Annotated in this window: 11 protein-coding genes and 1 pseudogene; 6 read left to right on the forward strand and 6 right to left on the reverse strand. The window is 72.6% G+C overall.

Annotated elements, in window-relative coordinates; translation table 11 throughout:
• The first annotated feature begins 71 nt into the window (after positions 1–71).
• Positions 72–1,736 (forward strand): penicillin-binding transpeptidase domain-containing protein, encoded by a 1,665-nt coding sequence (locus M8H82_RS26430; protein ID WP_250077543.1) that lies wholly within the window; start codon positions 72–74, stop codon positions 1,734–1,736.
• Position 1,737: 1 nt separating this feature from the next.
• Here the strand turns inward: M8H82_RS26430 and M8H82_RS26435 are convergent, their stop codons facing one another.
• Positions 1,738–2,097 carry an SsgA family sporulation/cell division regulator gene (locus tag M8H82_RS26435; protein WP_250077544.1) on the reverse strand — a complete coding sequence of 120 codons (360 nt, stop codon included), beginning with the start codon at positions 2,095–2,097 and terminating at the stop codon, positions 1,738–1,740.
• Between the two features lie 166 nt (positions 2,098–2,263).
• On the opposite strand from M8H82_RS26435, the gene M8H82_RS26440 reads away from it, so the two are divergent.
• The 4 genes from M8H82_RS26440 to M8H82_RS26455 are packed head-to-tail and all read left to right on the forward strand — an operon-like array spanning position 2,264 to position 6,107.
• Entirely contained in the window at positions 2,264–3,361 is a 1,098-nt protein-coding gene (locus M8H82_RS26440) for an energy-coupling factor ABC transporter permease (protein WP_250077545.1), read from the forward strand.
• A gap of 1 nt (position 3,362) precedes the next feature.
• Positions 3,363–4,124 carry a cobalt ECF transporter T component CbiQ gene (gene cbiQ, locus M8H82_RS26445; RefSeq protein ID WP_250077546.1) on the forward strand — a complete coding sequence of 254 codons (762 nt, stop codon included), beginning with the start codon at positions 3,363–3,365 and terminating at the stop codon, positions 4,122–4,124.
• Positions 4,100–4,879 carry an energy-coupling factor ABC transporter ATP-binding protein gene (locus M8H82_RS26450; RefSeq protein WP_374211698.1) on the forward strand — a complete coding sequence of 260 codons (780 nt, stop codon included), beginning with the start codon at positions 4,100–4,102 and terminating at the stop codon, positions 4,877–4,879. The genes cbiQ and M8H82_RS26450 overlap by 25 nt, the downstream gene beginning before the upstream one ends.
• A gap of 49 nt (positions 4,880–4,928) precedes the next feature.
• On the forward strand, positions 4,929–6,107 hold the full coding sequence (locus tag M8H82_RS26455) for a serine hydrolase domain-containing protein (protein ID WP_250077548.1): 1,179 nt from the start codon (positions 4,929–4,931) through the stop codon (positions 6,105–6,107).
• A 7-nt stretch (positions 6,108–6,114) separates the two neighbouring features.
• Here the strand turns inward: M8H82_RS26455 and M8H82_RS26460 are convergent, their stop codons facing one another.
• Positions 6,115–6,390 carry a DUF1876 domain-containing protein gene (locus tag M8H82_RS26460; protein WP_250077549.1) on the reverse strand — a complete coding sequence of 92 codons (276 nt, stop codon included), beginning with the start codon at positions 6,388–6,390 and terminating at the stop codon, positions 6,115–6,117.
• A gap of 106 nt (positions 6,391–6,496) precedes the next feature.
• Here M8H82_RS26460 and M8H82_RS26465 point away from each other — a divergent pair, with 106 nt between their 5' ends.
• Positions 6,497–6,913 carry a RidA family protein gene (locus tag M8H82_RS26465; protein WP_250077550.1) on the forward strand — a complete coding sequence of 139 codons (417 nt, stop codon included), beginning with the start codon at positions 6,497–6,499 and terminating at the stop codon, positions 6,911–6,913.
• On the opposite strand, the pseudogene M8H82_RS26470 reads toward M8H82_RS26465, so the two are convergent.
• The 4 genes and pseudogenes from M8H82_RS26470 to M8H82_RS26485 form a co-directional block, all read right to left on the reverse strand.
• Positions 6,914–7,756: pseudogene (locus M8H82_RS26470) on the reverse strand (EamA family transporter); the annotation flags it as partial. It lies immediately after the preceding gene.
• Positions 7,753–8,250 (reverse strand): YbaK/EbsC family protein, encoded by a 498-nt coding sequence (locus M8H82_RS26475; RefSeq protein ID WP_250077551.1) that lies wholly within the window; start codon positions 8,248–8,250, stop codon positions 7,753–7,755. The pseudogene M8H82_RS26470 and the gene M8H82_RS26475, both read right to left, overlap by 4 nt.
• Before the next feature lie 132 nt (positions 8,251–8,382).
• A complete protein-coding gene (locus tag M8H82_RS26480) occupies positions 8,383–10,599 on the reverse strand; it encodes an MMPL family transporter (RefSeq protein ID WP_250077552.1) in 2,217 nt (738 codons plus the stop codon).
• Positions 10,600–10,700: 101 nt separating this feature from the next.
• Entirely contained in the window at positions 10,701–11,303 is a 603-nt protein-coding gene (locus tag M8H82_RS26485) for a TetR/AcrR family transcriptional regulator (RefSeq protein ID WP_250077553.1), read from the reverse strand.
• Positions 11,304–11,380: the final 77 nt, after the last annotated feature.

Genomic DNA, 11,380 nt, shown 5'->3' on the forward strand with positions numbered 1-11,380 from the left:
TCCGGGACTCTAGGGTGGTCCCGTCGTTGGGCTGACGGGGGCCCGGGGATCTCGCGGAGGATCGGAAGACAGTGGGCAAGAGAAGGCGCGTCGCCGAGCGACGGAAGACGAGTCCCGCGGTGCTGGCCGGCGGGGCCATCGCCGTGGTCGCCGTCGGCGCGGCCGTGGCCGGCTACGCGCTGTACGGCGGCTCCTCGGCGGCCGAGGACCGCGGGCGGAGCACCTCCGCCGGCGAGAAGGCGGTGAAGACGGGCCCCCTGTCCGCCAAGGAGGTCGCCACCGCCTCGCGCGCCTTCCTCGCCGCCTGGCAGCAGGGCAGCGTCGCCGGGGCGGCCGCGGCCACCGACGACGCGGCGGCGGCCCGCGAGGTGCTCACCGGCTACACCGAGAAGGCCCGCGTCCGGGACGTCACGCTCACCGCGGGCACCCCCACCGGCGCCGAGGTCCCCTTCTCCGTCAAGGGCACGGTGACCCACGGCAAGCTCAGCGAGCCGCTGGCCTACGACAGCGCGCTGACCGTCGTACGGCGCGAGACCGACGGCGAGCCGGTCGTCGCCTGGCGGCCCTCCGTCGTCCATCCCGACCTCAAGGACGGCGACACCCTGGTCACCGGCGCGTCCGGCACCCCGCCCATCAAGGCGCTCGACCGGGACGGCGGCGAGCTGACGACCGCGACGTACCCCTCGCTCGGTCCCGTCCTGGACTCGCTGCGCGAGAAGTACGGCAAGACCGCGGGCGGCAAGGCGGGCATCGAGCTGCGCGTGGTCCGCGACAAGAAGTCGAAGTCGGCGGAGAAGACCCTGCTGGAGCTCAGCAAGGGCACGCCGGGCACCGTGAGGACGACGCTGGACCCGGCCCTCCAGGCCGCCGCCGAGGAGCAGGTCGCCCAGAAGGCGCGCTCCTCGGTGGTCGTGCTGCGCGCCTCGACCGGTGAGATCCTGGCCGCCGCGAACGCCTCCAAGGGCTTCAACACCGCCTTCCAGGGCTCCCTGGCGCCGGGCTCCACCATGAAGGTCATCACCTCCTCGCTGCTCATCGAGAAGGGCCTGGCCTCGGCGGACAAGGCGCATCCGTGCCCGAAGTACTTCACCTACGGCGGCTGGAAGTTCCAGAACGACGACAAGTTCCTGATCAAGGACGGCACCTTCAAGGCGAGCTTCGCGCGCTCCTGCAACACCGCCTTCATCAGCCAGGCGCCCGAGCTGGACGACGACAGCCTGACCGAGCAGGCCCAGCAGGTCTTCGGCCTCGGCCTGGACAACTGGTCCGTGGGTGTGTCGACCTTCGACGGCGCCGTCCCGGTGCAGTCGAAGGCGCAGATGGCGGCCGAGCTGATCGGCCAGGGCGGGGTGCGGATGAACCCGCTGAACATGGCGTCGGTGTCCGCGACGGTGAAGTCGGGCGTCTTCCACCAGCCCTATCTGGTCTCCCCCGAGGTGGACGGCCGCAAGCTCGCGACGGCCGCGCGCACGATGTCCGCCGGCACGCTGGCCCAGCTGCGCGACCTGATGTCCTACACGGCGGCCTACGGCACGGCGGCCGAGGCGATGGCCGGGGTGAGCGGGGACGTCGGCGCGAAGACCGGTTCGGCGGAGGTCGACGGCCAGAAGAAGCCGAACGGCTGGTTCACCGCCTACCGGGGCGACCTCGCGGCCGCGGGCGTCGTCCAGGCGGCCGGGCACGGCGGCGAGACGGCGGGGCCGATCGTGGCCGCGCTGCTGAAGCTGGGCGGCTGACTCAGCCGCGTACGGGCTCGGCGGCGGCCGTGTAGGTGCGGCGCAGGAAGCGCAGCAGCGTCTTGGTCTCGAACTGCACGACCGAGACGCCCTGCGCGGAGTGGAACTCCACCACCGCCTGCACCCGGCCGCACGGCCACACCCGGACCTCGCCGCTGCCGGCCGGGGCGCGCAGCCCCTGCTCCAGCAGCGCCCGGTCGAACGTCCATTCGTGCGCCCCGGGGAGTCCGAACCGCACCGCGCGGGGGTCGCGGTCGGGGTCGTAGCGCAGCACGACGGGGACGGCGGCCCGGTCCTCCTGCACGCGGACATCGGTGTCCGTGACGATGTGGGCTCGTGCGTACTGCTCGACTACGGACATCGGACGGCCCCTAACGCTGAGCGACCTGTGCGAAATCTGTGAATCCGCTTCCTCTCCAATGTCGCATATTTTCCGCCGGACGCCCGTGGGGGCGAAGACCCTGCACCGGTTGTTCACCCCCGCACGCTCTTGCAAGACGTTCGCAACAAGCCACTATCATCGAACGGTGCATGTGCCTGATGGATTCATAGACGCCCCGACCTCGGTCGCGACCGGAGCGGTCGCCGCGGCAGCGGTCGCCCTGAGCCTGCGCGGCGCGCGCCGCGAGCTGGGGGGCGGCTCCTCCGGCGCGGGGGCGGCCGACCTCGGGGGTGAACGCACCGCGCCGCTGGCCGGCCTGGTCGCCGCGTTCATCTTCGCGGTGCAGATGCTGAACTTCCCCGTCGCCGCGGGCACCAGCGGCCATCTCCTCGGCGGCGCGCTCGCCGCGATCCTCGTCGGCCCGTACACGGGCGTGCTGTGCGTGTCCGTGGTCCTGCTGATGCAGGGCATCCTCTTCGCGGACGGCGGGCTGACCGCGCTCGGCGTGAACATCACCAACATGGCGGTGGTCACCACCGTCGTGGCGTACGGCGTCTTCCGCGCCCTGGTGAAGCTGCTGCCGCGCACCCGCCGCTCGGTGACCGTCGCCTCCTTCGTCGCCGCGCTCGTCTCGGTCCCGGCCTCGGCACTCGCCTTCACGCTGATGTACGCCGTCGGCGGCACCACGGACGTCTCGATCGGCAAGGTCGCGGGCGCCATGGTCGGCGTGCACGTCCTGATCGGCATCGGCGAGGCGGCCATCACGGCTCTGACCGTGGGCGCGGTGATCGCCGTACGCCCGGATCTCGTGTACGGCGCGCGCGACCTGCGTCAGCGGCTGCAGCTGCGGGTCAACGGCGCCCTGGTCGACGTCCCGGCGTCCGGGGCGGCAGGCCCGGCGCCCGTCGCGGCGCGCGCCTCCCGCCGGACGCTGTGGATCTCGGGCCTGGCCACCTCGCTCGTCCTGGCCGGCGTCGTCAGCTTCTACGCCTCCGCCGACCCGGACGGTCTGGAGAAGGTCGCCGCCGACAACGGCATCGACCGGAAAGCCGAGGAGCACGCCTACGCCGATTCGCCGCTGGCGGACTACGGCGTGCAGGACGTGGACGACGCCCGCCTGTCCGGGGGGCTGGCGGGCGTCATCGGCGTCGGCGTCACCGTCGTCGCGGGCAGCGCGGTGTTCTGGGCGGTGCGCAGGCGGCGCGCGAACGAGGACGTCTCGCCCGTGAGCGCGAGCGTCTGACATGGGCGCCGGACACGCCCACAAGCTCTACCGGCACGGGCACTCCCCCGTGCACGGCCTGCCGCCGCACACCAAGCTCGCCGCGACGCTCGCGTTCGTGGTGGTCGTGGTGTCCACCCCGCGGGAGGCGATGTGGGCGTTCGGCGCGTACGCCGTGCTGCTCGCCGGTGTCGCCGGCCTCGCGCGCGTGCCCGCCGGCTTCCTGCTCAAGCGGCTGCTGATCGAGGTGCCGTTCGTCGCGTTCGCGGTGCTGTTGCCGTTCGTGGCGGAGAGCGAACGGGTCGAGGTGCTCGGGATGTCGCTGAGCGTCAGCGGACTGTGGGGCGCGTGGAACGTGCTGGCGAAGGGCACGCTCGGCGTCGCCGCGTCGGTGCTGCTCGCGTCCACCACCGAGCTGCGCGAGCTGCTGCTCGGCCTCCAGCGCCTGAAGCTCCCGCCGCTGCTGGTCCAGATCGCGTCCTTCATGATCCGCTACGGCGATGTCATCACCGACGAGCTGCGGCGCATGCGCATCGCCCGCGAGTCGCGCGGGTTCGAGGCGCGGGGCGTGCGGCACTGGGGGGTGCTCGCGAAGTCGGCGGGCGCCCTGTTCATCCGCTCCTACGAACGCGGCGAGCGTGTGCACCTGGCCATGCTCAGCCGCGGCTACGCCGGTGCGATGCCGGTCATCGACGAGGTGACCGCGTCCCGGGCGCAGTGGACGTACGCGCTCACCCTCCCCCTCGCCGCCCTCGTCGTATGTCTGCTGGGATGGACGCTGTGACAGCTTCTCTGGAGGTCTCCGGCCTCGCCTTCGCCTACCCCGACGGCCACCAGGCCCTGTTCGGCGTCGACTTCGCCGTCGCCCGCGGCGAACGGGTCGCGCTGCTCGGCCCGAACGGCGCCGGCAAGACCACGCTGGTGCTGCACCTCAACGGCATCCTGAGCGGCGGCACCGGCACGGTGCGGGTCGCCGGGCTGCCGGTCGGGCGCGAGCACATGGCGGAGATCCGGCGCAAGGTCGGCATCGTCTTCCAGGACCCCGACGACCAGCTCTTCATGCCGACGGTCCGGGAGGACGTGGCCTTCGGCCCCGCGGCGGCCGGGCTGAAGGGCGCCGAACTGGAGGAGCGCGTGGACCGGGCGCTCGAGCAGGTCGGCATGGCCGCGTTCAAGGAACGGCCCCCGCACCACCTGTCCTTCGGGCAGCGCCGCCGGGTGGCCGTGGCGACGGTGCTGGCGATGGAACCGGAGATCCTGGTCCTGGACGAGCCGTCCTCCAACCTCGACCCCGCCTCCCGCCGTGAACTGGCCGACATCCTGCGCTCGCTGGACGTGACCGTGCTGATGGTCACCCACGATCTGCCCTACGCGCTGGAGCTGTGCCCGCGCGCGCTGGTGCTCAGCGACGGGGTGATCGCCGCGGACGGCAGGACGGGCGACCTGCTCGCGGACGAGGACCTGATGCGGGCGCACCGGCTGGAGCTGCCGTTCGGCTTCGACCCCCGTTCCGTCCCGGCCGTTCCCGGCCGTCCGTGACAATGGGCGCGGCGAAGACGACGAGAACGGCGGGACGAGGAGTACGGGCGTGGACGTGAACGGCACAGTGGCCGAGGGCTTCGAGCCGGTCCGGGAGGCGTTCGCACGGAACTTCGAGACCCTCGGGGACCGGGGCGCCGCGGTGGCCGTCTACCGGGACGGCCGCAAGGTGGCCGACCTGTGGGCCGGCACCAAGGACGTCGACGGCACCGCCCCCTGGGAGCGCGGCACCGCTCAGGTGGTGCGCTCGGCGACCAAGGGCGTCGCCGCCGCCGTACTCCTGCTGCTGCACCGGCGGGGGCTGCTGGACCTGGGCGCGCCGGTGGCCGAGTACTGGCCGGAGTTCAAGGCGCGGGGCAAGGAGCGGGTGCTGGTCCGGCACGTGCTGGGCCACCGGGCCGGGCTGCCGGTGCTGGACCGGCCGCTCAGCCCGCAGGAGGCGCTGGACCCGGCGAAGGGGCCCGAGGCCCTGGCCGCGCAGGCCCCGGCGTGGGAGCCGGGCAGCGCCCACGGCTACCACGCGCTGACGTACGGCTGGCTGCTCGACGAGCTGGTGCGCCGGGTGACCGGACAGGGCACCGGGGAGTGGATCGCCGCGCACATAGCCGGGCCGCTGGGCGCCGAGTTCTGGCTGGGGCTGCCCGCCGCGGAGGAAGCCGCGGGGCGGGCGGGCCGGGTCGGCCGGCTCGACGGTCCCGAGCCGTCCTCCGGTGCGGTGCTGCGGGCCCGGCCCAAGCGCGCGGTGACCGAGGCCTACGCCGACCCCGGCTCCCTCACCCGCCGGGCCTTCGCCGCGATCAGCCCCTTCCCGGACCAGAACGACCCGGCGTACCGGGCGACCGCGCTGCCCGCCACCAACGGCACGGCGACCGCCGACGGCCTCGCCCGCGTCTACGCGGCGCTGATCGGCGAGGTCGACGGCGTCCGGCTCTTCGACGAGGCCACGGCCCGGCTCGCGCGCGCGGAGGAGTCGGCGGGCCCGGACCGGGTGCTGGTCGTCAACACCCGCTTCGGCCTCGGGTTCATGCTGCACGGCAGCGCGTCCCCGTTCCTGTCCCCCGACTCCTTCGGCCACCCCGGCCGCGGCGGCTCGCTCGGCTTCGCCGACCCCGCCTCGGGCATCGCCTTCGGCTACGTCACCAACGGTTTCCGCAAGACGGTGACGGCGGACCCGCGCGCGCAGGCCCTGGTGCGCGCGGTACGGGAGTCGCTCGCGCGGGGTGCGTGACCCGCACCTACACGTGGATGGGATGCGACGTCCGCCCCGACTCCGCGTCGATCTCCCCGTGCGCCTTCGTCAGCAGCTGCATGGCGAGTTCGTTCAGCGCACGCGCCCCGGCGATCTCCTCGCCGACCCGTGGCTGATTCGCGTCGGTGTGGTGGCGGCTCGCGTGACCCTGGGCCCGTACCTCGGACCCGTCGGGCAGCCGCACCATCGCCACCGCGCGTGTGTGCTGGTCGTCCTCGCTGAACTCCATCTCGACGTGCCATCCCACCGTGGTTCGCATCATGACGGTCACCTCCGGAACCCTTGCTTCCAGGGTGCTCCTTCAGCCACCTTCCGCACCACCGCAGGCATCCGGAATGGGCGGGCGGCTCCGGGGCGTTGAGTCGATCATGACGTCTGACGAGCGCACGATCACCAACCCGGCCACGCTCCACGATCCCACCCCCTTCGGCTACAGCCACGCCGTCTCCGCCCCCGGCGAGACCGTCCACATCGCCGGCCAGTACGCCTCCGACTCCTCCGGCGCCCCGGTGTCCGGCGACTTCGCCACCCAGGTGGAACTCGCCTTCGACCGGCTGCACTCGGCGCTGGCGGGCGTGGGCCTCGGCTTCGAGCACGTCGTGCGCCTCGGCACGTTCATCGTCGACCACGACCCGGGAAAGGTGCAGGTGCTCGGCAAGGCGCTCAGCGCCCGCTTCGGCGACCGGCTGCCCGCCCAGACCCTGGCCGGCGTCGCCGCCCTCGCGCTGCCCGGGATGCTCTTCGAGGTCGACGCGGTGGCCGTGCGGCCGGCCGGCCGCGGCTAACCCCGCCCGCAGCATCAGCCCGATCCCCACCACCAGCAGCCCCGCCGCCACGATGCGCGGCGTCCCGAACCGCTCCTTGAAGAACACGGCGCCGATCGCCGCCCCGACGATGATCGAGGACTCCCGCAGCGCGGCGATCGGCGCCAGTTCCGCCCGGGTCTGGGCCCACAGGACGAGCGCGTAGGCCGCCACGGACAGCGCGGCGCCGAGCAGGCCGAGTGCGGCGAACGGCCGCAGGACCGCGACCGTCCCGCCGCGCCAGCGGTGGAGCGCGTACGCCGGGATCACCACGCCCTGCACGGTCATCAGCCAGGCGATGTAGCCGAGGGAGGAGCCCGAGGCCCGCACGCCGAGGCCGTCGACGACCGTGTACGCCGCGATGGTCAGGCCGGTCGCCAGGGCCGCGCCGATCGCCGCCCAGTGGGGCCGGCGTCCGCGCAGGCCCCACAGGGCGACCCCGGTCAGCCCCGCGCAGGAGACGACGACACCGGCGGCCGCCCAGCCGTCCGGCACCTCGTGGGCGAAGAGCGCGGCGAGCACCGTGACGACCAGCGGGGCGGTACCGCGGGCGATCGGGTAGGCCTGCCCGAAGTCGCCGAGCCGGAAGGACCTCATCAGCAGGGCGTAGTAGCCGATGTGGATCACCGCGGAGGCAAGCAGGTACGGCCAGGCCCCGGCCGCCGGAACCGCCGTGAACGGCATGAGCGCGAGCCCGATCACCACGCCGCCCCCGGAGATCAGGGCGAACCCGGCGAGCTTGTCGGGGATGTGGTGGGCGAGGGCGTTCCAGCCGGCGTGGGTGACCGCGGCGAGCAGGACGGCGGCCGCGACCAGCGGCGTCACGCCGTGCGCTCGCGCACGTCCACCAGAGTGCCGCCGGCGTGGGCGATCAGGGTCTTCGGTTCCATGGGGAAGACGGTGTACGGCGTGCCGGCGGCTGCCCAGACAAGGTCGTGGTCGAGCAGCGAGCGGTCGGCGAGCACCCGGGTACGCGTGCGGTGCCCGAAGGGCGGCACCCCGCCGATGGCGTACCCGGTGGTCTCCCGGACGACGTCCGCCTTCGCCCGGGTGACCTTCCCGGCGCCGAGTTCCCGGCGCACGAGCTCCATGTCGACGCGGGAGGCGCCGTCCATCAGGACGAGCACCGGCACCCCGTCGGCGGCGAAGATCAGGGACTTGCAGATCTGGCTGAGCTCGCACCCGATCGCGGCGGCCGCCTCGGCGGCGGTCCGAGTGGCCTCCGGGAAGCGCCGGATCTGTTCCTGCACGGCACCGAGCCCCAGTTCCTCCAGGGCGGCGGCGAACCGGGGGTGTGCTGCTGAGTCGGCAGTCGTCATGCAGGGCACGCTAGCGAAACGTGTACGCGGCATGCGACCGGGATTCGGCGGCGGTGGGAACGAGGAAGCCGGTGAAGGCGCCACCGTCCCCACGTTGGCCCTCACCGGCTGGTCTCGTTCAGGAGCGGTACGTCAGGCGCGTACCAGCTCCTTGTCCTTGTCGGCGTGCGCCTCGGCCGCGGCCTTCAGGCCCTCGCCCTCGACGTCGACGTTGGGCAGCGCGCGGTCCAGCCACTTCGGCAGCCACCAGGCGCGCTTGCCGAGCAGCGCCAGCACCGCCGGGACGATCGCCATGCGGACCACGAACGCGTCGAAGAAGACCGCGATGGCGAGACCGAAGCCGATCATCTTGACCATCGACTCGGAGGAGCCGATGAAGCCGGCGAAGACGGCCATCATGATCACCGCGGCGGCGGTGACCACCCGGGCCCCGTGCTTGAACCCGGTCACCACGGCCTGGCTGGGCATCTCGCCGTGGACGTACGCCTCGCGCATCCGGGTCACGAGGAACACCTCGTAGTCCATCGCCAGGCCGAAGACCACGCCGACCATGAAGATCGGCATCATCGACATGATCGGGCCGGTCTCCTCGACGCCCATGAGGCCGGACAGCCAGCCCCACTGGAAGACGGCGACGACTGCGCCGAGCGCGGCGAGCACGCTGAGCAGGAAGCCGAGGGCGGCCTTCAGCGGGACGAGGATCGAGCGGAACACCGCGATCAGCAGGAGGAAGGCGAGGCCCACGACGAGCGCGAGGTACGGGACCAGCGCGTCGTTCATCTTCTGCGAGAAGTCGATGTTCATCGCCGTGGTGCCGCTGACCAGCACCTCGGTGCCCGTGTCGGCCTGGACGGCGGCGCCGGTGTCCCGGATCGCGTGGACCAGGTCCTCGGTCTGGGTGGAGGAGGGCTTGGAGTCGGGGACGACGGTGATGGTGAAGGTGTCCCCGGCCTTGTTGAACGTCGCCGGGGCGACCGTCACCACGCCGTCCAGGCCCTTGATCTCGTCGGCCACCTCGGCGGCGGCGGCCTTCGGGTCGTCGCTGCCCTTGGCGTCGCCGACGACCATGAGCGGACCGTTGAAGCCGGGCCCGAAGCCCTCGGACAGCAGGTCGTAGGCGCGGCGCTGGGTGGTGGAGGTGGGCTGCGAACCGTCGTCGGGCAGACCGAGCTCCAGGGAGCCGACCGGAACCGCGGCGGCGCCGAGCCCGATGACGCCGAACAGCAGGACGGCGACCGGACGGCGGACCACGAAGCTCGCCCAGCGGGTGCCCATGTTGGGCTTGGCCGCGTGGTCCTCGGCGGCGGCCTTGCGGCGGCCGAACCGCTTGCTCCGCGCGCCCGCCGGCTGCACCTTGCGGCCCGCGTAGCCGAGCAGCGCCGGGATCATGGTGAGCGCGATCAGGACCGCGATCACGACCGTGCCGGCCGCGGCGACGCCCATCTTGGTCAGCATCGGGATGTTGACGACCGCCAGGCCCACCAGGGCGATCACCACGGTGAGACCGGCGAAGACCACGGCGGAGCCGGCCGTTCCGGCGGCGCGGCCGACGGCCTCCTCGCGGTCCCGGCCCTCGGCCAGTTCCGCGCGGTAGCGGGAGACGATGAACAGGGCGTAGTCGATGCCGACGGCGAGGCCGATCATCATGGCCAGCGTGGACGTGGTGGAGCCCAGTTCCAGCACGTTGGCGAGCGCGGTGATCGTCGAGACGCCGATGCCCACCCCGATGAGGGCGGTCAGCAGCGGCAGTCCGGCGGCGACCAGCGAGCCCAGGGTGATGACCAGGACGACGGCGGCGACGGCGATGCCGATGACCTCGGTGGAGCCGGTGTGGGGCGTGGCCTGGAGCGCGTCACCGCCGATCTCGACGGTCAGCCCGGAGTCGCGCGCGTCCTCGGCGGCGTGCTCCAGGGCCTCCTTGGAGGTCTCCTTCAGCTCCATGCCGGAGACCTCGTAGCGGACCTGGGCGTAGCCGACGCTGCCGTCCTCGGAGACCGACTTGGTCTCGAAGGGGTCGGTGACCGAGACGACCTCGGAGCCGTTGCCGAGGTCCTTCACCGCCTCCTCGACGGCCGGCTTGTTGCCGGCGTCCGAGAGCTTCTGGCCGTCCGGCGCCTGGAAGACGACCCGGGCGGTCGCGCCGTCGGCGCTCATCCCGGGGAATCGTTCGTCCAGCAGGTCGAAGGCCTTCTGGGCCTCGGTGCCGGGTATGGAGAACGAGCCGCTGCCCGCTGCGGGCGCGGAGGCGGCGCCGACGCCCGCGAGCGTCAGCAGGGCCACCCAGATGAGGGCGACGAAGTGGCGTCGCCGAAAGGCGAGCCGGCCGAGTCGATAGAGAAACGTGGCCACGGAGGCGTACTCCCGGTCATGTCGTGGGGGTGTTCAGGGCAGGGTGGATCAGCCCGGCGACGTGAGCGGTGACGTCAGGTGAGAGGGCTTGCTGAGAGGTGTCAGCCGGTGGGGGCGCCGAGGGCGGGGAGGACCACGGCGTCGATGTACGAAATGAGGAAGGCCTGGGTCGGCGGCTGCTCGTCGATCAGCGTGCGGGCGGCGAACGCGCCGACCATCATGTGCATCACGAACTCGATCGCGGGGTTGTCCGGACGGATCTCACCGCGGTCGACCGCGCGCTGGATCACGCGCCGGAAGTCCGCCATCTCCGGTTCGACGAGGTGCTCCCGGAACGCCCGCAGGAGGTCCGGGTTGGAGTGCACCGCCATGGCCAGACCCCGCATGAGCGCGGAGTTCTGCTCCATCTGGCAGTCGTCCGACCGCATGGTGACGGCGTGCAGATCGCCCTTGAGCGACCCGGTGTCGATCCCGTCCAGGGAGCCGCCCGGCTTGCTGTGCCGTACGGCCTTCGCCACCAGTTCCGCCTTGCCGCCCCACTGGCGGTAGAGCGTGGCCTTGCTGGACTTGGTGCGCGCGGCGACCGCGTCCATGGTCAACGCGTCGTAGCCGACCTCACGGAGCAGGTCGAGCACGGCCGCGTAGAGCTCGGCCGCCCGCTCGGGGGTGATGCGACTGCGACGTGCCGTGGCGACCTCGGCCATGACTCATCACCTTCTCCCACTTGCGAACGGCACGGTTTCGTACGGAACGAATGTAGCGCGACCGTCCAGCGAAACGA

This window comes from Streptomyces sp. YS415, from assembly GCF_023544665.1.
In the GTDB taxonomy this organism is placed as follows: domain Bacteria; phylum Actinomycetota; class Actinomycetes; order Streptomycetales; family Streptomycetaceae; genus Streptomyces.

Coding starts and splice junctions, on each gene's coding strand:
- M8H82_RS26435 (WP_250077544.1), bottom strand. CDS start 2,097: ATGTCCGTAGTCGAGCAGTACGCACGAGCCCACATCGTCACGGACACC.
- cbiQ (WP_250077546.1), top strand. CDS start 3,363: ATGGGCGCCGGACACGCCCACAAGCTCTACCGGCACGGGCACTCCCCC.
- M8H82_RS26450 (WP_374211698.1), top strand. CDS start 4,100: ATGTCTGCTGGGATGGACGCTGTGACAGCTTCTCTGGAGGTCTCCGGC.
- M8H82_RS26460 (WP_250077549.1), bottom strand. CDS start 6,390: ATGATGCGAACCACGGTGGGATGGCACGTCGAGATGGAGTTCAGCGAG.
- M8H82_RS26465 (WP_250077550.1), top strand. CDS start 6,497: ATGACGTCTGACGAGCGCACGATCACCAACCCGGCCACGCTCCACGAT.
- M8H82_RS26475 (WP_250077551.1), bottom strand. CDS start 8,250: ATGACGACTGCCGACTCAGCAGCACACCCCCGGTTCGCCGCCGCCCTG.
- M8H82_RS26485 (WP_250077553.1), bottom strand. CDS start 11,303: ATGGCCGAGGTCGCCACGGCACGTCGCAGTCGCATCACCCCCGAGCGG.